Raw genomic sequence first — 21078 nt, 5'->3', positions numbered from 1 at the left:
ATCTGACAGGCTATGCGCCTGCTCATCATCGAAGACGACCGCGAGGCCGCCGCCTATCTGGTCAAGGCGTTCCGGGAAGCCGGACACGCCGTGGATCATGCCGGCGACGGCCTCGACGGCTACGCGCTGGCCCGCGAGGGCGACTACGACGTGCTGATCGTCGACCGGATGCTGCCGAAGCTCGACGGCCTTTCCCTGGTGCGCTCCCTGCGCGAGCAGGGGATCGCCACCCCCGTCCTCATCCTCTCCGCGCTGGGGCAGGTGGACGACCGGGTGAAGGGGCTGCGCGCCGGTGGCGACGACTATCTGCCCAAGCCCTACGCCTTCTCCGAGTTGCTGGCCCGCACCGAGGTCCTCGCCCGCCGCCGGGCGGCCGCACCGGGGCAGACGGAGGCGACCGCCTACCGCGTCGGCGATCTCGAACTCGACCGCCTCTCGCACCGGGTGACGCGGGCGGGCCGCGAGATCGTGCTCCAGCCCCGCGAGTTCCGACTGCTCGAATACCTCATGCGGCACGCGGGCCAGGTCGTGACCCGGACCATGCTGCTGGAGCATGTCTGGGACTATCATTTCGATCCGCAGACCAACGTCATCGACGTGCACGTCTCGCGCCTGCGCTCCAAGATCGACCGCGGCTTCGAGCATCCGTTGATCCACACGGTGCGCGGCGCCGGCTACGTGATCCGGCTCGACGAGCCGCACGTCACGTGACCCGTGAATCCGCGCCCGACCGGCCGCTGACGCGGATCGGCAAGATCTTCCGCACGACGGCCTTCAAGCTGTCGCTGGCCTACCTCATGCTGTTTGCGCTGCTGGCCTCGCTCGGGCTCGGTTACGTCGCCTGGAATGCGCGACGCGTGCTCGACGACCAGATCGTCTCGACGATCGACGCCGAGATCAACGGCCTGTCCGAGCAGTACACGGCCGGCGGCCTGCGCCGGCTCATCGCCGTGGTGGAGCGGCGCGCCCAGGAACCCGGCGCCTCGCTCTATCTCGTCACCACGCCGGCCGGAGAGCACATCGTCGGCAATGTCAGCCGGGTCCCCTCCGGCGTCCTGTCCCAGCCCGGTCAGTACGACGGGCCCTATGGGCGCCGCTCCGAGGCGGAGGGGGAGGAGCACCGGGCGATCATGCGGGTCTATACGCTGGCCGGCGGGTTCCGCCTGCTCGTGGGCCGCGACACCGAGGAGCGCGACCGTCTGCGGGCGGCGATCGGCAACACCTTCGGCTCCTCGCTGGCGCTGGTGGTGCTGCTCGGCGTGGTGGGCGGCTGGTTCGTGGCGAGCCGCGTGCTCAAGCGCGTGGACGACATGACCGAGACGACCCGCACCATCATGGCGGGCGACCTCGACGGGCGGCTCCGTGTGGCGGGCACGGGCGACGAGCTCGACCGCCTCGCCCAGAACCTCAACCTGATGCTGGAGCGCATCGGCGAGCTCATGCGCGGCATGAAGGAGGTGTCCGACAACATCGCCCACGACCTCAAGACGCCCCTCACCCGCCTGCGCAACCGCGCCGACGAGGCCCTGCGCACGGCCGATTCGCCCGATGCCCTGCGGATGGCCATCGAAGGCGTGATCGAGGACAGCGACGGGCTGATCCGTGTGTTCAACGCGCTTTTGACCATCGCCCGGCTGGAGGCCGGCAGCGCACCCGAGACCTTCCGCCGCTTCGACGCGGGCGCGGTGGCCCGCGAGGTCGCCGAACTCTACGAGCCGCTGGCCGAGGAGAAGGGACTGAGCCTGACCGTGACGGCCGAGCCGGACCTGCAGCTCGACGGCAACCGGGAGTTGGTGGGTCAGGCGCTCGCCAACCTGATCGACAACGCCATCAAGTATGGCGGCGACGCCGCCGAAGGCGCGCCCCGGGAGATCGTGGTCGACGCCGCGCGGGCCGACGGCGCGGTCCGGCTGCGGGTGGCCGATCGCGGCCCCGGCATCCCGGAGGCGGAGCGGGGGCGTGTGCTCGACCGGTTCATCCGCCTCGACGCCGCGCGAAGCCGACCCGGATTCGGCTTGGGGCTCAGCCTCGTCAACGCGGTGGCGCGCCTGCACGGCGGCCGGGTCGAACTCGCCGACAACGCGCCGGGGCTCGCCGCCGCTCTGATCCTGCCGCTAAAGATCGCCTGAGGACGGTCTCTCCGTCGTGTAGCCTTTGATTCCGCTCGGGTCCGCGAGCGAGGGCGGCGGGCTGTCGATCGACCAGATTACGAGGAAGACGAGAAACACCACGAAGAGCAGCGCGGCCAGCACGGCACCGACACGCTGCGGGTCGAACCGACGGCTCACGATCACCGCGCAGCCGATCGTGAAGGCGGCGGCCTCGGCCATCGGTATCAACTGAGGGTAGGTCATCGATTCGCGTCGTTCCCATCCAGTGCGTCGAAGGCTCGAACGTCGCTCGCCCGGGCAAGGCTCCCGCCGGCAAATTTTCACGGTCCCGCTTTCTTCCACAAGGCAGGGCGAGGCACCAGACGGGCCCGCGGACCGTTCGAACGAAGGAATAGTCGGACGCCTTGGACCGGCGCCCGGCGCCTGCGGCGCATCGCTGTTCGGAGATCGCCCCTTGGCAGAGGGCGAATTGCGCGTTTGATGGACAGGCACGCGCGCCGGCATCGACGCGGGACGCCTGGAACCGACACGGGGACGGCATGAGCAGGCGAGACGGCGGGCAGGCTGCCCGCGACGACGGCACCGCACCCCTGTTCGAACGGCTGGGGCAGGCGCCGCCTCTGTCCGACCCGGACGCGGCGCGCGCGCGGGTCGCTGAGATCGCCGCGGCCCTTCCCGCCACCCTGTGCGAGGGAGCGGCCGGGAACCTTCTGGCCGCGCTTGCCGACCATTCGCCCTTCCTCTGGTCGCTCGCCGCCCGCGATCCGCAGCGCCTCGCCCGGCTGCTGCAGGAGGCGCCGGAAGCCGCCGATGCCCGCCTCGTCACCGCACAGCGCGGCGCCGGACGAACGGGGGAGGGGCAGGCGCCCGATCTCGACGCGGTCGGCCGGACCCTGCGGCGCAACCGGGCCGAACACGCCCTGCTCCTGGCGCTCGCCGATATCGGCGGGGTCTGGCCGCTGGCTCGGATCACCGCCGCGCTCTCGGATTTCGCCGATGCCTCCGTCGGCGCGGCGGTCGATGCGATGCTGCTGCAGGCCGCTGCCGCGGGCCGGTTTCACCCCCTGGACCCGGCCGAGCCGCAGGTCGGCTCCGGCCTCGTGGTGCTGGGCCTGGGCAAGCTCGGCGGACGCGAACTGAACTATTCCAGCGACATCGACCTGATCGTCTTCTTCGATCCCGAGGCGGCTCCCTTGAAACAGGGGCTGGAGCCGACGCCCTTCTTCACGCGGCTGGCGCAAGGCGTCTCGAAGCTGCTGCAGGAGCGCACCGGCGACGGCTACGTCCACCGGGTCGATTACCGGCTGCGCCCCGATCCCGGCTCGACCCCGACGGCCATGAGCCTGTCCTCGGCCTACGTCTATTACGAGACCACGGGCCAGAACTGGGAGCGCGCGGCCTTCATCAAGGCGCGGGCCATCGCCGGCGACATTCCGGCGGGCGAGCGCTTCCTGGCCGACCTGACGCCCTTCGTCTGGCGCAAGTATTTCGACTTCGCGGCGATTGCCGACGTGCACGCCATGAAGCGGCAGATCCATGCCGTGCGCGGCCACGAGGCGCTTGCGGTCGCCGGCCACGACATCAAGCTGGGCCGCGGCGGCATCCGGGAGATCGAGTTCTTCGTCCAGACGCAGCAGCTCGTCTTCGGCGGACGCCGCCCGGCCCTGCGCGCCCGCGCCACGGTGCCGATGCTGGCCGCCCTTCACGAGGACGGCTGGATCTCGGCCGAGGCCCGGGACGAGCTGGGAGCGGCCTACGTCTTCCTGCGCACCGTCGAGCACCGCCTCCAGATGGTGCGCGACGAGCAGACCCAGCGCCTGCCCACCGACCGGAGCGAACTCGAAGCCTTCGCGCGCTTTGCCGGATTTGCCGACCTGCCCGCCTTCGAGGCCGCCCTTCTGGCCCATGCCCGGCGCGTCCAGGCCCACTACGCCCTGCTGTTCGAGGCCGGCCCCGATCTCTCGTCGGAACTGGGCGATCTCGTCTTCAGCGGCTCCGAGGATGATCCGGCGACGCTCGCGACCCTGCGCGGCCTCGGCTTCCGCGATCCCGAGCGGGTGGCCGACACCGTGCGCGGCTGGCATTTCGGGCGCCGCGCGGCGGTGCGCAGCGCCCGCGCCCGGGAGGTGCTGACCGAACTGGTGCCGGCCCTGCTCAAGGCGCTCTCCGGCACGCCGGACCCGGATGCGGCTCTGGCCAACCTCGACCGCGCCTTCGGGCGGATGCCGGCGGCGGTCGAGCTGCTGACCATCCTGCGGGAGCACGAGCGCCTGCGGCTGCTCTTCGCCGATCTCCTCGGCAGCGCGCCGCGGCTCGCCGACACCGTCGCCTTCTCCCCGCACGTCCTCGATGCGGTGATCGACCCCGATTTCGTCGATCCGTCGGTCGATCCGCAGGGACTCGCCGCCCATTACCGCGCCCTGCTGGGCAAGCCGGACAGTCACGAGACCTTCCTCGACCGCAGCCGCGACGCGGCCCGCCAGCTCCGTTTCCTCACGGGTGCGCGGCTGCTCTCCGGCATCCTGACGCCGCGGGCGGCCGGCGAGGCCTTCTCCGCCATCGCCGACGCCGCGGTCGCCACGGCCCTTGAGGCGGTCTCGAAGACCTTCTTCGCCGATCACGGGGCCGTGCCGGGAGGGCGGATGGTCGTGCTCGGCTACGGCCGGCTCGGCTCGCGCCAACTCACGGCGGAATCGGATCTCGATCTCGTGGTGCTCTACGATTTCGATCCGGACGACCGCACCAGCGCCGGGCCGAAGCCCCTCGACGCGGCGGTGGCCTATAATCGCCTGACGCAGCGCCTCGTCGCGGCACTGACCGCCCCGACCCGTCGCGGCCATCTCTACGAGGTCGACCTGCGCCTGCGGCCGGGCGGGGGCCAGGGCGCGGCCGCGTCGCAGTTCCGCAGCTTCCGCGCCTACCAGCGCGAGGAGGCGGAGCTGTGGGAGCATATGGCGCTGACCCGCGCCCGGGTGATCGCGGGCGATGCGAGCCTCGCCGAAGAGGTGCAGGCGGTGATCCGCGAGGCGCTCACCCAGGCACGCGACGCCGACGCCGTTTACCGCGATGTGCGCGCCATGCGTGCCACCGTCGAGCGCGAGAAGGGCGACCACGGCCCGCTCGACCTGAAGCTCAGCCCCGGCGGCCTGCTCGATCTCGACTTCCTCGCGCAGGCCCTGGTGCTCGGCCACGCGCAGGCCCATCCGGCGCTGATCGGCCGGGAGGCAACGGGCGTCTTCGCCGACGCCGCCGCGGCCGGGCTGATCGAGGGCGAGGAGGCGGAGCGTCTCGACGCGGCCTACCGTCTTCTCGACGACGTGCATCAGTGGCAGCGCCTCATGGTCGAGGGCGACCCGACGCAAGCCTCCGCGGTGGCGCTCGCCCGCCTCGCCCGCGCCGCCAACCTGCCCGACGCGAGGGCGCTCACCGCCCAACTCGACGCGGAGCGGGCGGCGGTGCGCGCGATCTTCGATCGGCGGCTCGGCGCCCCCGACTGATCGGTTCAGCCCGGCACGACCAGCGACTTCGCCTGCGGCAGGGCGTCGATCGCCGCACGGTCGAGCCGCGTATGCGCCTGCACCAGGGCGTGCGGGGTCAGGGCCATCCACTGGCGCAGGGAGATGTCGGCGTAGCGCGGAGAGCGAAACATCTCGAGGAAGGTGAGCGGCGTGTCGCCGGTGTTCTCGATGTAGTGGCCCATGGCGAAGGGCACGTAGCCGACGTCGCCGGCCTGATAATCGAAGCTGCGCGCCTTCGACTCCGAGCCGAACACGGTCATGCGCCCGCGGCCGGACAGGTAGTACTGCCACTCGTCGCCGTTCGGGTGCCAGTGCAGCTCGCGCATCGCGCCGGGCTCCAATTCGACCAGGGCCGCGGCGATGGTGGTGGAAGCGGGAAAGATCGAGGAATCGGTGATCCGCACGCTGCCGCCCTTCGAGCGGATCGGCTCCTGCGCCAGCATCCTGTGGCTGAAGCTCTTCGGCACCGGTCCGGCGCCACCCAGCTTGTCCTCGGCGAGCCCGCCCGGCTTCGGGCCAGGGAAGATGTAGAGTTCCTTCTCGGGGATCCCCTGGAAGGCGCTTTCCGGCAGACCGAAATTCTTGGCGAGCACGTCCCGCGGCGTATGGGCGAGCCAATCGGTGATCAGGAAGGTCGAGTCCTCGGAGAAATGCCCGTCGTCGAAGACGAGCAGGAACTCGCAGCCGTCCTCCGGGCCTTCGAGGCCCTGGATCGAGTGCGGGATGCCGGAGGGGAAGTACCAGAGGTCGCCCTCGCCGACATCGTCGGCGAAGGTGCGCCCGTCCCCGTCGATGGCGGTGATGCGGGCCCGCCCCTTGATCATGTAGGCCCACTCCGCTTCCTTGTGCCAATGCATCTCGCGCACCGCGTTGGCCTTGAGGCGCATGTTCACGCCGGCCATGGCGGTGGAGATCGGCAACTCCCGCGTCGTGGTCTGGCGCGCCCAGCCCCCCTCTTCCAGCCGCATGTGGCTGTCGGCGAAGGACCATTTCAGGTTCGGCATGGTGCCGTGATCGGTCTTCGGCGGTGCCAGGGTGAAGGGGTCCTCCGCTTCCCGAGGCGTGTTGCGCGGACCCAGGATATCCGCGCCCTTGCCGCCCCGGACCGGGGACGGGCCGTCCGCCGCGTTGGCGCCAGCGCTCAATGCGACGCCGCCCGCTGCGGCGATCAGGCCCCGGCGCGAGAACACGTTCATGACGACCTCCGTAATCCCTAATTCCGCCCGGTAACGAGCCGGAGGTGCGTTCGTGTCCGGCACCGCGATCACGACATCCGGCGCGATCGCCGCAGGGAGCGTCTGTAGGGAGCGACGCCGGGTGCCTTGCGGGAGAGGTCCGCCGGCCCCTAATCTCATCGCCATGAGCGTCGTCGCGATCGATTTCGAGACCGCTAACGAACGGCGCGACAGCGCCTGTGCGGTCGGTCTTGCCTGGATCGAGGGCGGACGCGTGGTGCGGCGCGTCTCCCGCCTGATCCGCCCGCCGCAGATGCGGTTCTCGCCCGGCAACATCCGCATCCACGGCATCCTGCCGGCGGACGTGCGCGATGCGCCGACCTTTCCCGAAGCCATGGCCGAGTTCCTGCCCGACCTCTCGGCCGGCGGGATGCTCGCGCACAATGCCGGCTTCGACATGGGCGTCCTCGCCGCCTCGCTCGCCGCCTGGGGCGAGCCGGTGCCGGAGATGGCGGGGCATTGCACGCTTCAGATCGCCCGGCGCATCTTCCCCGATCCGGCCGGGCACGGGCTGGCGAAGGTGGCGGGCCGCCTCGGCATCCGCTTCGAGCACCACGATGCGGGCGAGGACGCCTATGCCTGCGCCGAGATCGCGCTCGCGGCTCTGCGCGAGACCGGCGCGACCGATATCGCCGATCTCGTCCGGGGTCTCGGCCTGACGCCGATCCGTGCGGTGGCGGCGCCCCGGCGCGACTTCACCCGCTCGACCTCGGCCCGGGCAATCCGCGCCTCGGGCATCGTGGATCTGCGCCCCTCGAACGAGTTACGCTTCTCCATGCGCGGCAGCACCGGCAACCGCTACGTGCTCGCGCTCGAAGAACAGGCCGACGGCCCGTATCTGCGCTGCTCCTGCCCGGCGGGCACCCATCGGCGCCGCTGCCGGCACGTCGATGCCTTGGTCGAGGGAGACGTGACCGATCTGATCTCGAACAATCTCGGGGATGTCGAGCGGCTGCGGGAAAAGCTCGACGGCAAGGATGTGGGGCCGCTGCGCAGCAAGGGCATCGCGGCCGCCTGAGGCTTCGTCGGCCTCGGACGAATTTAAAAGCGCGACGGTGCCGATCCGGCACCGTCGCGCCTGGCCATCAGAGGCTGGCTTCCTCGAAGGCCCTCACCCATTCCGCGCAGATGCCGGAGCGGACGATGTCGTCGAGAGTGAACTCGACGATCGGAATCGTCATCATGCGGCTTTTCACGAGATGGATGACGGTGCGTAGTCCAGAGGTCTCGCGGAGATCCGTCTGAGAGACGTCGCCGTTGATGATGACCTGGCAATCGTCGCCGATGCGGGTCAGGAACATCTTGATTTCGGCAGTGGTGGTGTTCTGCGCCTCGTCGAGGATCACGAGGCAGTTCTTGAAGGTGCGCCCGCGCATCACCTCGAACGGCACCACCTCGATGTCCCCGGCCTTGACCGCGATGTCGAAGGCGGCCGCGCCCATGCGCTCCTTCATCGTCTCGGTGAGCGGCGCGACCCAGGGCGCGATCTTCTCTTCCAGGGTGCCGGGAAAGAAGCCGAGCGAGCGGCCGGAGGGGACATTGGGGCGGGTGATGACGACCTTGGCGATACGGCGCTGGCGAAGAAGATCCGCGGCGCGGGTACCGGCGATGAAGGTCTTTCCAGTTCCGGCGGGGCCGAGAACGATGACTTGAGAAGATGTTGCAAGGGCGTCGAGATATTGGCCTTGTCGTTCCGTTAGTGGTTGTATCGGTGCCGGGTTTCGCTCCTCGTCGAAACGAGTCCGATGCATGCGGATCGGGCGGTCTTCAACCAGTTCAAGCCGTGCGCGTCGTCTCTTCATGGATCAACACTCCACCTTGACTCGTGCGTGACTCTCGCAAACTCGATTTTTCAACCAAACTCGACTGCCCGAACACTCCCTCGATTCGGCGAAGACGTTACCGATCTTCGATCATCTTGACGCAAGAGCAAAGCCAACGACCCTGAGTCGGTTCCACCGGATGACGCGAAGCCTGTGGAACGCGGCTTTACGGCAACGCTTCTGCGAGCCCCGCAAGCCTTGCAAGCGGGGGCGACGGGGGCGTGACGGCTTTGCGACGAAGCGATGACCCGGGCGCCTCTCTCGGCGCCGTCGGCGGATCGGGACGATCCTGCTTGGGCCATCGCGGACGTCGCCCTCCTCGGGCGATCGGCGGCCGGCCACCCTTCGAAGGCCCGCCGGCAGGACGCCTCAACCGGGTTGGAGGAAGCTGTCGAGGACCATCTTCCGGCCGGCCTTGTCGAAGTCAACGGTGAGTTTGTTGCCGTCGACGCCCGCGACCGTGCCCGGCCCGAACTTGGTGTGGAAGACCCGCTGGCCGTGCTCGAAGGCGGACGGCGCACCGGTCGATTTGGCAACCAGTTCGCCCTCGATCTCGCGGGGCCCGGTGGAGCGGCCTCCGCCGCCGCGCCCGCTGCCGAACCCGCCGGAGGTGTTGGCCTGCGCCCGCTGCCAGCCCGGCGTGCCGTAGGACGAGCCGAACGGCGTCGGGTTGCGGTCGAAGCGCGAGGCGCCCGCAGAAAAATGCGCCGGGGCCTCGACCACGTCGACGGCCTCGGGCGGCAATTCGTCGATGAAGCGCGAGGGGATGGTCGAGGACCACAGCCCGTGGATGCGCCGGTTGACCGCGAAGGACAGCTTGGCGCGCTTGCGGGCGCGGGTGAGCCCGACATGGGCGAGCCGCCGCTCCTCTTCGAGGCCGGCCCGGCCGCTCTCGTCGATGGCGCGCTGGTTGGGGAACAGGCCGTCCTCCCAGCCGGGCAGGAACACGGTGTCGAATTCGAGCCCCTTGGCCGCGTGGAGCGTCATCAGCGAGACCCGGTCGGCCCCTTCCGCCTCGGAGGCTTCCATGACGAGGGAGACGTGTTCGAGGAAGCCCGCCATGTCGGGGAATTCCTCCATCGAGCGGACGAATTCCTTGAGGTTCTCCAGGCGTCCGGCGGCGTCCGCCGAGCGGTCCTTCTGCCACATCTCGGTGTAGCCGGATTCCTCCAGGATGGTCTGCGCGACCTCCGGATGGGGCTTGGATTCGATCAGCCGGGTCCACCGCGAAAAGCTCTCGACGAGGCCGCGCAGCATCGAGCGGGCGCGGGGCTTCAACTCGTCGGTCTCGATCAGCTTGCGTGAAGCGGCGAGCAGCGGAATCCGGTCGGCGCGGGCGAAGGCGTGCAGGGTCTGGAGGGTGGCGTCGCCGAGGCCTCGCTTGGGCGTGTTGAAGATGCGCTCGAAGGCGAGGTCGTCGGCGCCGTTCATGGTGACGCGCAGGTAGGCCAATGCGTCGCGGATCTCGGCGCGCTCGTAGAAGCGCGGGCCACCGATGACCCGGTAGGGCAGGCCGACCTGCACGAAGCGGTCTTCGATCTCGCGCATCTGCGCGGAGATCCGCACCAGAACCGCGATCTCGGAGAGCGCGTGCCCCTTGCGCTGGAGCGACTCGATCGACTCCGCGATCTGGCGTGCCTCCTCCTCAGAGTCCCACGAGCCGGTCACGGTGACCGGTTCGCCCTTGGCATCTTCGGTGCGCAGGGTCTTGCCGAGCCGGCCCTCGTTCCTGGCGATGAGGCCGGAGGCGGCAGCGAGGATGTGGCCGGTGGAGCGGTAGTTGCGCTCCAATCGCACCACGGTGGCGCCGGGGAAGTCGTGCTCGAAGCGCAGGATGTTGTCGACCTCGGCGCCGCGCCAGCCGTAGATCGACTGGTCGTCGTCGCCCACGCAGGCGACGTTCTTGCGCGCCTGGGCGAGCAGCCTGAGCCAGAGGTACTGGGCGACGTTGGTGTCCTGGTACTCGTCAACGAGGATGTAGCGGAACCGGTCCTGGTAGTTGGCCAGGATGTCCGGGTTCTCGCGCCACAGCTTGAGGCAGAGCAGCAGCAGATCGCCGAAATCGACCGCGTTGAGCGTCGCGAGCCGGGCCTGATAGGCGGCGTAGAGCTGGCCGCCCTTGCCGAAGGCGAAGGCCGTCGCCTCGCCCGCCGGCACCTGCTCGGGGGAGAGGCCGCGATTCTTCCATCCGTCGATGGTGTGGGCGAGCGAGCGGGCCGGCCAGCGCTTCTCGTCGATGTTCTGGTCGGCGATGACCTGCTTCATCAAGCGGATCTGGTCGTCGGTGCCGAGGATGGTGAAGTCGGATTTCAGCCCGACGAGCTCCGCGTGCCGGCGCAGGATCTTGGTGCCGATGGCGTGGAAGGTGCCGAGCCAGGGCATGCCCTCGCCCGCCGGCCCGATCAGCCCGCCGATGCGATGCTTCATCTCCCGGGCGGCCTTGTTGGTGAAGGTCACCGAGAGGATGTCGTAGGGGCGGGCCTTGCCGGTGGCGATCAGGTGGGCGATGCGCGTCGTCAGCACCCGCGTCTTGCCGGTGCCCGCGCCCGCGAGGACGAGCACGGGGCCCTCCGTCGCCTCGACGGCGCGGCGCTGCTCCGGGTTGAGGCCGGAGAGGTAGCCGGCTCCCTCGGGCCGCAGGGCGGCCATGGCGCGGGCGGCGATCGAGGTGGACGCGGCACCGCCATCGGACGGGCGCGGCCCGGACGCGTCGAACGCGTCCTCGTCGGACTCTTGCATCATGGCTGCCTCCCTGGACCAAAAGGCGAACGCCGTCGAGACCCGATCCGGAACCGGCAAGCCCCCTCACGCGTCACTCGGATGACCCGAATTGGCCCAGATGAAGGATGCGAGGCCATGCGCGCCCCGTCTCTCGCCCTCGTGATCGTGCTCGCCGGGGCGATGCCCGCCCTGGCACAGAGCCCCGGCAACCGGGGCGCGACGAGCCGGCAGAATGAGGTTTTCGAGTATCGCAACCAGAACCGCAACTTCGAGCAGCGGCAGACTTTGGAGAACAGCGCGATCCGCAACCAGATCCAGCGGGCCCCGCTCAACGCTCCCCCGCCGGCCGGACCGTCCTTCGGCGTCCGCCGCTGACCCGCGACCCTAGCTTGAGCGTGAGGTGCGGGCCGGCCGCAGCCTGTGCTATGGGCGGAAGCGACTGAGTTTCGCGCGGTTCCAGCGGCCCTATCCCGTCGAAGCGCGCGTGAGACGCGAATGGAGTCCTGCGGCCCGCAGGCCAGGCGGAAGCGAATACGGTGCGTGATTTCCTGACCGCGCTGGCGGGCGCCGTCGTTCTGGTTCTCGTGGCGGCGCTGGCGGTGCCGCCTTTCATCGATTGGTCGGCGCACCGGGCGCTGATCGACCGCACACTGGCCGAGTCGATCGGCGCCGGAGCCCGCAGCGAGGGCGCGGTCGATGTGCGTCTGCTGCCCTCGCCGCATCTCCGCCTCGCCCGGCTGCGCCTCGGCGCCGAGGATGGGCCGATGCTCGACGCCCGCGCGGTCGATGCCGAGATCGCCCTCGCACCCCTCCTCAAGGGCGAGGTCCGCTTCGTACAGACCCTCATCGAGCAGGCCGCCCTGATCCTTCCGGTCTCCGACGAGGCGTTGCTGCTGCCGCGCGCCCAGACCGCGATGCGCCGCGACATCGTGATCGACGATCTGCGCATCCGCCGCCTCGCGATCGCGACCCGGCGGGTCGGCGAGCGCCCGCAGGAGCAGATCCGCGCCGAGAACCTTCGCTTGAGGGCGCCGACCCTCGCCGGCCCCTGGCTCGCCGAGGGGACGGTGAAGGGCAGCCCCTTCCATCTCGCCACCAGCGCGGCGGGAGCGGACGGCGCGTTCTCCCTGAAGGCCACCGGCGGCGGGGACACGCTGCCCCGCCTGGAGCTCGATGCCCGCATCGCCTTCCAGGCCGAGGAGACGGTGGGTGGGGAAGACGGCCGTCGCGGCCTCATCCCGGAGGCGGAAGGGTCGGCCAAGCTCACCGTCGGCCCGCCGGTCCAGCCCGCCGGCGCCGGACTGCCCTTCACGATGACGGCCAAGTTCGACGCCCGCGGCGCCGTGCTGAATGCCAAGAGCGTGGAAACGGAGATCGACCCCGGCGGCAAAGCCGCGCGGCTCTCGGGCACCGGCCGGCTCAACCTGCGCGAGGGCCGGCTCGGCCTGACGCTGCGCACCCGCCGGCTCGACCTCGACGCCCTGCTGCTCTCCTCCGGAGGGCGCTCGCTCCTGTCCCAGGGGCTGTCCTCGGGCGTGCTGACCCCACCGCTGATGCTCGATCTCGACATCGCGGCCGAGACGGTGGCGCTCGGCCTCGACGACTGGGCCAACGTGGTTCTGCGCGGCACCTTCGACCGCAGCGGCGGTCTCGTCCTGCGTCGCTTCGAGGGCACCGCCCCCGGTGCTGCGAGCGTCGCGGCCACCGGCGAGATCGAGCTGGCGGGCTCGCCGCGGTTCTCCGGCCATGTCGACCTCTCCGCCCGCAACTCCGAAGCGCTCGGGCGCTATCTCGGCCGTATCGGCGCGGAGGAGACCGTCACCGCGATCCTCGACGGCCGGGCCTTCGATCTCGGCACGGACCTCTCGGCGGCAGGCGGGGAATTGTCCCTGCGCAACCTGCGTCTCGCCCTCGGCTCGGCGCGCCTGACCGGGAATGCGCGCTACGTGCGCGCGGGCCCGAGCGGGCGCGGGCGGCTCGATGCGCAGATCGCGGCCAGCGGTATCGACATCGCCGAGTTGCCGCCGGTGAGCCAGCTGATGGCCGGCCTGAACCGGCACGATCTCGGCCTCACCCTGAAGGCGCGGGATGTCCGCTACGGGCCTTCGGGGGCGAATTCCGGCAACGGCACCATCTCGGTGAGCCTGCAATCGGACGGCGCGAGCCTCGTGGTCGACGGGCTCGACATCGCCGACCTCGCCGGCGCCAGCGCGCAGCTCGCCGGGCGGATCGCCCCTGACGGCTCCGGGCGGATCGAAGGCCATGTCGCGGCGGGCAAGGCTGCGCCGCTGATGGCCCTGCTGGAGCGCGGCTTCCTGCCCGAGGCCCGGCTCGTACCCCGCAGCTTCCGCGAGGCGGGCCTTGCCCTCGACCTGACCCTGGAACGCGAATCGGGCGAGGCCGATACCCTGCGCGCCACCGCCCGGGGCAAGGCCGGCGACGGCGAGATCGACCTCGCGCTGTTGACCCGCGCCAGCCGGATCGACCGCCTGGACGCGACCCTGTCGACGCCGAGGACCGGGCGCTGGTTCGGCCGCGACGAGATCGCCGCCCTGCGCCGGCCGGGCCGCCTGCGTCTGGCCGGCGCCCGGCCCGCGGGCGAGGCCGGGCGGGAGAGCCCGCCGCTCGCCCTCACGATCGAGGGCGAGCTTGCGGGCCTGACGCTCTCGACGCCGCGCCCCCTGCTGCTCGGAAGCTTCGACGGACCGCCCACGGGTGGCGAAATCCGTTTGGATGCGCCGGATCTCGGCCCCTTCCTGCAACTCGCCGGAGCCGCCGGAACCCTTCCCGCGCTGCCAGGCACACTCTCCCTTGCCGTCTCGCGCCGGAATGCGGCGTTTCACGTCGACTTGAGCGGGCAGGTGGCCGGGACCGATCTCTCCGCCGCCCTCGATCGCGCGCCGGACGGCGGTTTGAGCGGTACGGCCGCACTCGGCCGCCTCTCGCTCCCGGCTCTCGCGGCGGCGACGGTGCTGCCGACGGAACCGGGTGGGCGGTTCGCGTCCGCGCCGGGCCAGACGCGGGCGAGCCTGGGGCTCAAGGTCGGTCAGCTCGAACTCGGCCGCGGCCTCGTCGCCGAGGGCGCGAGCCTGACGCTCCTGCGCGAGGGCGAGGTGCTGAGCCTGCGCGACCTCTCCGCCGCCCTCGCCGGAGGGCGGATCGGCGGCAGCGTCACTCTGGCCCGGCCGGGCGGCGCGGGTGCAATCTCGGGCGAGGGCACGCTGAGCGACGTGGAACTGGGCCGCCTGACCCGCTCCAGCACCCTGGCCGGCCGGCTCTCGGCCGCGCTGCGCTTCGGCGCGACCGGCGCAAGCCCCGCGGCTCTGGCCGATGACCTCTCCGGCAGCGGTGAGATCCGGCTTGCCGATCTCAGCCTGCCGGACGCCGAGCCGGGCGCGCTGGACCGCGCTCTGGGCCGGGCATTGGCAGAGGACGATCCTCTCCGCGAGGGCCGCCTCCAGGCGCTCGTCTCCGAGGAACTCTCCGCGGCGCCGCTGCGGGCGAAGGGGCCCGTTTCGGTCCCCGTCACCGTGTCGGGCGGGACCCTGCGCACGGCGCCGCTCGCTCTCGATCTCGGCCCGGCGCGCTGGAGCGGAACCCTGCAGGTCGATCTGCGCAATCGCAGCCTCGACGCCCGCGGCGCCCTCACCGCGGCAGCCGGGCCGAAGGGCTGGTCCGGCGCGCCGCCCGCGATCCAGCTCGGCTTCGCCGGGCCGCTGGCCGAGCCCGAGCGGCGGCTCGACGCCGCGCCGCTGACCACGGGGCTGGCCGCCCTCGTGCTCCAGCGCGAACTGGAGAAGATCGAGCTGTTCGATGCCGACCAGAGCGAGCGCCAGCGCCGCCGCGCCCGCATCGAGATGGATCGCGCCCGTGCCGCCGCCGAGGAAGCGGCGCGGCAGACCCGCCTCCGCGCCCAGCAGGCCGCCGAGGAGGCCGCCCGGCAAACCCGCCAGCGCGAGGCGGAGGAGACCGCGCGTCAGGCGCGCCAGCGGGAGTCCGAGGAGGCATCCCGCCGCGCGCGCATCGAGGCGGAGCCGCCGGCCGCGCCGGGAGCGCAGCCTCTCGACATCAGCCCACCCGCCGCCCGGCCCTGAGAGTCGTTCCGGGAGGGACGGCTTCCGCGGCCGGGGCGCGCGGGCGATGATGGTGCGGACGATCGATGCGGGGAATGTCGCGATGATTGCACCGGGCCCCGTGCCGCCTCCGCGCTTCGAGGCGCCCTACGCGCCCGACGATGGAGCCCTGGCCGAAAGCCTCCTGCGCGGCGCGACGCAGTCCGGTGCGACGGAGGCGGCGGTCGATGCCCTGGCTACGGACCTGATCGGCGCCGTCCGGGCCGATGCCGGCCACGGCGCGGTCGAGGCCCTGCTGCGGGAATACGCGCTCACGACCCGCGAGGGCTTGGCCCTCATGAGCCTCGCCGAGGCGCTGCTGCGGGTTCCCGATGCGGCGACCGCCGACCGGCTGATCGCCGACAAGCTGCGCGAGGGCGACTTCGCCCATCACACGGCACGCTCGGAGAACGGACTCGCCCAGGCCGCCGCCTGGGCGCTGGGTCTCGGCGCCCGCCTCGTCGGGCCGCAGGACACGCCGGAAGTCACGCTCGGCGGCATGGTGCGGCGCCTGGGCCGCCCGGCCGTGCGGGCGGCGGCCCACCGGGCGATGCGGGTGATGGGCGGGCAGTTCGTCCTGGCCGAGGATATCGCGACGGCGCTCAGGCGGACCGGCTCGGGTTCAGCCCGGCGCCTGCGCTACTCCTTCGACATGCTGGGCGAGGGCGCCCGCACCGCGCAGGATGCGGAGGGCTATCGCCACGCCTATTCCGAGGCGATCGCACGGATCGGCCGTGAGGCGGGCAACGCCGCCCTGCCGGCCCGGCCGGGTATCTCCGTGAAGCTCTCGGCGCTCCACCCGCGCTACGCGCCGATGCAGGCCGTCCGGGTCATGGCCGAGTTGGTTCCTGTGGTGCGCGATCTCGCGCGCGAGGCCCGCGCTCACGACCTCAACTTCACCCTCGACGCGGAGGAAGCCGAACGCCTCGAACTCTCGCTGGCGGTCTTCGCCGCGGTCCTGGCCGATCCGGCGCTCGCGGGCTGGGATGGGTACGGGCTCGCCGTCCAGGCCTATTCGAAGCGTTGTCTGGCCGTGATCGACCACGTGGCCGCGCTCGCCACCCATCACGACCGGCGGCTGATGGTACGCCTCGTGAAGGGTGCCTACTGGGATACCGAAGTGAAGCTCGCCCAGGTCCTGGGGCTGCCCGACTATCCCGTCTTCACCCGCAAGGCGATGACGGATCTGAACTATCTCGTCGCCGCCCGGCACCTGCTCGCGCACCGCCCCCGGCTCTATCCGCAGTTCGCTACGCACAACGCGCTCACCGTGGCGAGCGTGCTCGGCCTCGCCGGACAGGTCGAGCGGCCCGGGCAAGGGGAGGCGGGCTTCGAGTTCCAGCGGCTGCACGGCATGGGCGAGGCGCTCTACGAACGACTCGCCGCGCGCGCACCGGACATCGGCCAGCGGGTCTACGCGCCCGTCGGCGGCCACCGCGAGCTGCTCGCCTACCTTGTGCGCCGCCTGCTGGAGAACGGGGCGAACTCGTCGTTCGTCTCTCGGGCCGGCGATCCCTCCGTTCCGATCGCGGACCTGCTCGTCCGGCCGCAGGCGCTGATCGATGACCCGTCGCGGGCCCGCCACCCGAAGATCCCGCTGCCGCGCGACCTCTTCGACGGGCGACCCAACAGCCCGGGCCTCGCCTTCGGCGATAGCGCGGCGCTCCGGCGCCTCACGGCCGAAATCGAGGCCGCTGCCGGCCCGGGCGAGAGCGGTCCCGTCATCGACGGCGCCACCGTTCCCGGGCCGGGCCGCCCGCTCCTCGGCCCGATCGATCGCGTGCCGCTCGGCAGCGTGAGGGAGACGGGGCCCGAGACCGCAGCGCGGGCCATGCAGGCGGCGTGGCGCGGCTTCCCCGCCTGGAGCGCGACCTCGGCCGCCGAGCGCGCCGCCTGCCTGGAGCGGGCCGCCGACGCCTTCGTGGGCGAGCGCGCGCGCCTGCTCCATCTCCTCCAGACGGAAGCCGGCAAGACCCTGGACGACGCCGTGGCCGAGTGGCGCGAGGCGATCGACTTCCTGCGCTTCTACGCGGCGGAGGGGCGCCGCCTCTTCGCGACGCCGGCTGCTCTGCCCGGCCCGGCAGGCGAAGCCAACACCCTTCGTCTGGCCGGACGCGGCGTCTTCGTGGCGATCTCGCCCTGGAACTTCCCGCTCGCGATCTTCACGGGGCAGGTTTCGGCGGCGCTGATGGCGGGCAACGCGGTCGTCGCCAAGCCCGCGCCGCAGACGTCCCTGATCGCCCATCTCGCCGTGCGCCTGCTGCACGCCGCCGGCGTGCCGGCGGGCGCCCTGCATCTCGTTCCCGGCGGACCGGAGACAGGGGCGGCCCTGATCGGCCATCCCTTACTCGGCGGTGTCGTCTTCACCGGCTCCACGGCGACGGCGCAGAGCATCAACCGGGCGCTCGCCGCCCGCGACGGTGCGATCCTTCCGCTGATCGCCGAGACCGGCGGCATCAACGCCATGATCGTCGATGCCACCGCCCTGCCGGAGCAGGTGGCGGACGACGTCGTGACCTCCGCCTTCCGCTCGGCCGGCCAGCGCTGCTCGGCGCTGCGGCTTCTCTTGGTTCAGGAGGAGGTGGCGGAGCGGATGATCGCGGAGGTGGTCGGCGCCGCTCGCGAACTCCGGGTCGGCGATCCGCGCGCGCTCGCGACCGATCTCGGACCGGTGATCGACGGGCAGGCCAAGCAGCGGCTCGAGGCGTATGTCGCGCGGATGCGGGCCTCGGCGCGAACGCATCATGCGGGCAGCGCGCCGGACGGGCTCTACGTGGCACCGCACGTCTTCGAGATCGATCGTGTCTCGGATTTACGCGAGGAGGTGTTCGGCCCGATCCTCCACGTGGTGCGCTATCCCGCGAGCAACCTTGATCGCGTCATCGAAGCGATCCGGCAGGGCGGCTACGGTCTGACGCTCGGCATCCATTCGCGGATCGAGGAGGCCGCCGAGCGGATCGCCGCCGCCTTGCCCCACGGCAACGTCTACGTGAACCGCAACATGATCGGGGCGGTCGTGGGCAGCCAGCCCTTCGGCGGCACCGGCCTTTCCGGCACCGGCCCGAAGGCCGGCGGCCCGCATTACCTGCCCCGCTTCGCCACCGAGCGCACGCTCACCGTGAACACGGCGGCCGCGGGCGGCAGCGTCGGGCTCATCACCCTCGACGGTTGAGGCGAGAGCCGCCCGATGTCTTCGGGCAACGAGACCCCGTCACGGCGAGGCGGAGCGATCCAGCGCTCGATACGATCCGGGGGAGGTCGCGCAACTGGACCGTTTCGCTGACGCCGATTCTCGATCGAACAGCCAAGGTCGTCGGACGCGAGGCGTCAGTCCTCCGCCACGCGGGCGATCGGACGGTCGCTGCCCTGGGCGGTCTCGTCGTGCCACTGTCCGCGCCCGTCCTGGTAGCGGATGCCCTCGGTCGAGCCCGGCACCTGCTGCTCTGCGGCGGCAGCCTGCGCAGCCTCCAGCGCCTCCTGCCGGCTCGGGAAGGTCTCAGAGAACACGTCCCCGACCTTGTAGGCAAAGCCGCCGTCGTGCTCGACGATGTGGTAGGTGACTTCGGTCATCTGCGGAGATCCGTTCGCTTCGGCTCGGATGAGCGCGTGTGATGGAGCCCGAACCGGTTGCGCTGCCGGAGGTTCCGTATCCCCAGGGCCTCAGTGCCGCGTGGGCGGGCGCTGCGGCAGCCGCTCGACCACCGCCCGGCAGCCGGCGATGAGGGAGCCGCGCACGTCCTGCGGATCGAAGCCGACCCCGTCGGGAAAGGCGAAGACATGCGCCTCCGCCCCGTCCTCGGGCCGGATGCGGGCGATCCAGCCCTCCGGCCGACGCTCGAAATTCACCTCGTAGACGATCCCGTCATGCTCGAAGCTGTGCGGTTCCATGCTGGACCTCCCGAAGCCGCGGCGAGACGCGGCCTGTCGCCATATGGGGAGCCGCCCTATGCTGGCACGAGACCTCCCCGCCCGGAAAAAACACGCCCGATGCGCCCGATCCTCGCCCTCGCCGCCGCAAGCCTCTGCCTCGGCGTCCTGCCCTGTTCGGCGCAGGACGTGCCGTCGAACCCCTTCGCTTCGAACTACCCCTCGGCTCCGCCGCGGCTGGTCGGGCCGGACGGGCGCCTTCGGCCCGTGCGCGCCGCTCGGCCCCGCCCCCCGGCCCGGATCGAGCGCGGACCGGTTCCGCCCGCCGCGATCCCGGGGTGGTGAAGGCGCCGTCGGACGACGCTCGGCCGGATCAGGCCTGCCCCAGCTCCGCGACGATGGCGCTGACGATGCGCGGATCGCTCGGATCGACCGGCGTGGCGAAGGCGGCCCGCAGGGTGCCGTCGCGGCCGACGAGATACTTGTGGAAGTTCCATTGCGGCGTCTGGCCCGGCTTCTGCTCCGCCGCCCAGCGATAGAACGGGTGCGCGCCCGCGCCCCGGACATGGGTCTTGTCGGTGACCGGGAAGGTGACGCCGTGGTTCTTGCGCGCCGCCTCGGCGATGGCGGTCCCGTCGAGCGGTTCCTGGTTTCCGAAATCGGGGGAGGGGACGGCGATCACCGTCAGGCCCCGCTCGCCGAAGCGGGTCCACAGGCCCTGAAGGCCGGCGAATTGGGGAGCGAAACCGCAGGCCGTGGCGGTGTTGACGACGAGGATGGGCTTGCCCGCCAGATCGGCCAGGGCAAGGCTGCCGCCGCCGGGCTTATCGAAGGCGAAGGCTCCGGCGGGGCCGGCTTCCCCGGCGCGGGCGGGCGCCGCAGCGAAGAGGGCGAGCAGGGCGAGGCACTCGCGGCGTCGTATCGTCATGGCGTGATTCCTCCGGACCGGAAGCTGCCACGCGCAGCGCACATCGCGGTACGGGCCCTATCGTCGCGGCAGGCGCCTCGGCCTCAGGCGGCGCGCGCGGCGAGGGCCTCGCGCACCGAGGTCGCGACCGCCTCTTCCTCCGCCGGGCGCGGCACCAGCAGCGTGTCCGACGGCATCCGCTCGATGCAATCCGCGATCGCACCGTCGCAGGCGACGACGATGCCGAGATTCGGCCGCAGCGCACGCGCTTCCGCGGCGAGTTCGCCAAAACCCATCGTGCCGTGCAGCTCCGCATCGGTCACGAGAACGTCGACGGGCAGGCCGAGCACGAGAACCGTCAGGGCATCGACGGCGGAGTCGACGGTGATCGCGCTGTAGCCGGCGCGCCGGATCTGTCCGATCACGTCGTCGCGCCACTGCTTGCGGCGCCCCGCGATCAGGACCTGGACGCCGTAGCAGCTGCGCGAAGAAGAGGGTGCGGCTCCCTCCGCGCCCGCGAAGGACATCGCAGTGTCGATCGGGCCGTCGTCCAGATCCAGTTTGCGCTGCATCATTCGAGGTTAGCGTATTGCGTAACGGATTCAAGTGGCTCTGCTTTTCGCAAAGCGTCCACGACGGTGCCCCGAGCCGCGCTCCCTGCGCGTGTTGACGCGCGACGGCCCGGGGGCGAGAGAACGGCCGGCGATGCCGGGCTTCATCCCGGTGTCGCGTCCGCGTGCGAGGGCGCCGCTCTCGTGCGGCCCGCCGCGGCGGGCACGGAATC

General features: G+C 71.4%; 16 protein-coding genes. 8 read left to right on the top strand and 8 right to left on the bottom strand.

Going from position 1 to position 21078, the window contains the following annotated elements; genetic code table 11:
• Positions 1-12 precede the first annotated feature (12 nt).
• Both BY998_RS16320 and BY998_RS16315 read left to right on the top strand, forming a co-directional pair.
• On the top strand, positions 13-711 hold the full coding sequence (locus BY998_RS16320) for a response regulator transcription factor (protein ID WP_110352667.1): 699 nt from the start codon (positions 13-15) through the stop codon (positions 709-711).
• The gene (locus BY998_RS16315; protein WP_245421616.1) at positions 708-2129 is read left to right on the top strand and encodes an ATP-binding protein; all 1422 of its coding nucleotides are present in this window, start codon (positions 708-710) and stop codon (positions 2127-2129) included. The genes BY998_RS16320 and BY998_RS16315 overlap by 4 nt, the downstream gene beginning before the upstream one ends.
• Here BY998_RS16315 and BY998_RS16310 read toward each other — a convergent pair.
• On the bottom strand, positions 2115-2354 hold the full coding sequence (locus tag BY998_RS16310) for a hypothetical protein (RefSeq protein WP_110352666.1): 240 nt from the start codon (positions 2352-2354) through the stop codon (positions 2115-2117). The genes BY998_RS16315 and BY998_RS16310 overlap by 15 nt on opposite strands.
• A gap of 296 nt (positions 2355-2650) precedes the next feature.
• On the opposite strand from BY998_RS16310, the gene BY998_RS16305 reads away from it, so the two are divergent.
• Complete coding sequence (locus tag BY998_RS16305; RefSeq protein ID WP_110352665.1) at positions 2651-5608, top strand: bifunctional [glutamine synthetase] adenylyltransferase/[glutamine synthetase]-adenylyl-L-tyrosine phosphorylase; 2958 nt, start codon at positions 2651-2653, stop codon at positions 5606-5608.
• A gap of 5 nt (positions 5609-5613) precedes the next feature.
• On the opposite strand, the gene BY998_RS16300 is transcribed toward BY998_RS16305, so the two are convergent.
• Positions 5614-6825, bottom strand: a complete 1212-nt coding sequence (locus BY998_RS16300; RefSeq protein ID WP_110352664.1) for an oxalate decarboxylase family bicupin — start codon at positions 6823-6825, stop codon at positions 5614-5616.
• 163 nt (positions 6826-6988) lie between these two features.
• On the opposite strand from BY998_RS16300, the gene BY998_RS16295 reads away from it, so the two are divergent.
• Entirely contained in the window at positions 6989-7882 is an 894-nt protein-coding gene (locus tag BY998_RS16295; RefSeq protein ID WP_110352663.1) for a 3'-5' exonuclease, read from the top strand.
• Positions 7883-7949: 67 nt separating this feature from the next.
• Here BY998_RS16295 and BY998_RS16290 read toward each other — a convergent pair whose 3' ends face one another.
• Together BY998_RS16290 and BY998_RS16285 are read right to left on the bottom strand one after the other, a co-directional pair.
• Positions 7950-8666 (bottom strand): PhoH family protein, encoded by a 717-nt coding sequence (locus BY998_RS16290; protein ID WP_110352662.1) that lies wholly within the window; start codon positions 8664-8666, stop codon positions 7950-7952.
• A 390-nt stretch (positions 8667-9056) separates the two neighbouring features.
• Entirely contained in the window at positions 9057-11429 is a 2373-nt protein-coding gene (locus BY998_RS16285) for a UvrD-helicase domain-containing protein (RefSeq protein WP_110352661.1), read from the bottom strand.
• A 114-nt stretch (positions 11430-11543) separates the two neighbouring features.
• Between BY998_RS16285 and BY998_RS16280 the strand changes: the two genes are divergently transcribed.
• The 3 genes from BY998_RS16280 to putA all read left to right on the top strand — a co-directional run bounded on the left by BY998_RS16280 (position 11544) and on the right by putA (position 18692).
• Complete coding sequence (locus tag BY998_RS16280; protein ID WP_110352660.1) at positions 11544-11783, top strand: hypothetical protein; 240 nt, start codon at positions 11544-11546, stop codon at positions 11781-11783.
• A gap of 161 nt (positions 11784-11944) precedes the next feature.
• Positions 11945-15502, top strand: coding sequence for an AsmA-like C-terminal region-containing protein (locus BY998_RS16275; protein WP_110352659.1), 3558 nt, complete (start codon positions 11945-11947; stop codon positions 15500-15502).
• An 82-nt stretch (positions 15503-15584) separates the two neighbouring features.
• Positions 15585-18692, top strand: a complete 3108-nt coding sequence (gene putA / locus BY998_RS16270) for a bifunctional proline dehydrogenase/L-glutamate gamma-semialdehyde dehydrogenase PutA (RefSeq protein ID WP_181425540.1) — start codon at positions 15585-15587, stop codon at positions 18690-18692.
• Between the two features lie 155 nt (positions 18693-18847).
• Here putA and BY998_RS16265 read toward each other — a convergent pair whose 3' ends face one another.
• Positions 18848-19090: a DUF2188 domain-containing protein gene (locus BY998_RS16265; RefSeq protein WP_110352658.1), complete on the bottom strand. Its 243-nt coding sequence runs from the start codon at positions 19088-19090 to the stop codon at positions 18848-18850.
• A 90-nt stretch (positions 19091-19180) separates the two neighbouring features.
• Complete coding sequence (locus BY998_RS16260) at positions 19181-19408, bottom strand: hypothetical protein (RefSeq protein ID WP_110352657.1); 228 nt, start codon at positions 19406-19408, stop codon at positions 19181-19183.
• A 99-nt stretch (positions 19409-19507) separates the two neighbouring features.
• On the opposite strand from BY998_RS16260, the gene BY998_RS16255 reads away from it, so the two are divergent.
• Positions 19508-19732 carry a hypothetical protein gene (locus BY998_RS16255; RefSeq protein WP_110352656.1) on the top strand — a complete coding sequence of 75 codons (225 nt, stop codon included), beginning with the start codon at positions 19508-19510 and terminating at the stop codon, positions 19730-19732.
• Between the two features lie 28 nt (positions 19733-19760).
• Here the strand turns inward: BY998_RS16255 and BY998_RS16250 are convergent, their stop codons facing one another.
• Positions 19761-20315, bottom strand: a complete 555-nt coding sequence (locus BY998_RS16250) for a glutathione peroxidase (protein ID WP_110352655.1) — start codon at positions 20313-20315, stop codon at positions 19761-19763.
• 83 nt (positions 20316-20398) lie between these two features.
• On the bottom strand, positions 20399-20869 hold the full coding sequence (locus BY998_RS16245) for a histidine kinase (RefSeq protein WP_110352654.1): 471 nt from the start codon (positions 20867-20869) through the stop codon (positions 20399-20401).
• Between the last annotated feature and the right edge of the window lie 209 nt (positions 20870-21078).

It is taken from the genome of Methylobacterium sp. B4, from assembly GCF_003201865.1.
Taxonomy (GTDB): Bacteria; Pseudomonadota; Alphaproteobacteria; order Rhizobiales; family Beijerinckiaceae; genus Methylobacterium.
The sequence above is the reverse complement of the archived record's forward strand: the minus strand, read 5'-3'. Positions and strand labels throughout refer to the sequence as shown.

Bases quoted from the DNA above. Each gene is read 5' to 3' on its own strand.
- BY998_RS16290 (WP_110352662.1), bottom strand. From the start codon at position 8,666: ATGAAGAGACGACGCGCACGGCTTGAACTGGTTGAAGACCGCCCGATC.
- BY998_RS16250 (WP_110352655.1), bottom strand. From the start codon at position 20,315: ATGACGATACGACGCCGCGAGTGCCTCGCCCTGCTCGCCCTCTTCGCT.
- BY998_RS16295 (WP_110352663.1), top strand. From the start codon at position 6,989: ATGAGCGTCGTCGCGATCGATTTCGAGACCGCTAACGAACGGCGCGAC.
- putA (WP_181425540.1), top strand. From the start codon at position 15,585: ATGATTGCACCGGGCCCCGTGCCGCCTCCGCGCTTCGAGGCGCCCTAC.
- BY998_RS16305 (WP_110352665.1), top strand. From the start codon at position 2,651: ATGAGCAGGCGAGACGGCGGGCAGGCTGCCCGCGACGACGGCACCGCA.
- BY998_RS16255 (WP_110352656.1), top strand. From the start codon at position 19,508: ATGCGCCCGATCCTCGCCCTCGCCGCCGCAAGCCTCTGCCTCGGCGTC.
- BY998_RS16300 (WP_110352664.1), bottom strand. From the start codon at position 6,825: ATGAACGTGTTCTCGCGCCGGGGCCTGATCGCCGCAGCGGGCGGCGTC.
- BY998_RS16320 (WP_110352667.1), top strand. From the start codon at position 13: ATGCGCCTGCTCATCATCGAAGACGACCGCGAGGCCGCCGCCTATCTG.
- BY998_RS16245 (WP_110352654.1), bottom strand. From the start codon at position 20,869: ATGATGCAGCGCAAACTGGATCTGGACGACGGCCCGATCGACACTGCG.
- BY998_RS16265 (WP_110352658.1), bottom strand. From the start codon at position 19,090: ATGACCGAAGTCACCTACCACATCGTCGAGCACGACGGCGGCTTTGCC.
- BY998_RS16260 (WP_110352657.1), bottom strand. From the start codon at position 19,408: ATGGAACCGCACAGCTTCGAGCATGACGGGATCGTCTACGAGGTGAAT.
- BY998_RS16285 (WP_110352661.1), bottom strand. From the start codon at position 11,429: ATGATGCAAGAGTCCGACGAGGACGCGTTCGACGCGTCCGGGCCGCGC.
- BY998_RS16310 (WP_110352666.1), bottom strand. From the start codon at position 2,354: ATGACCTACCCTCAGTTGATACCGATGGCCGAGGCCGCCGCCTTCACG.
- BY998_RS16280 (WP_110352660.1), top strand. From the start codon at position 11,544: ATGCGCGCCCCGTCTCTCGCCCTCGTGATCGTGCTCGCCGGGGCGATG.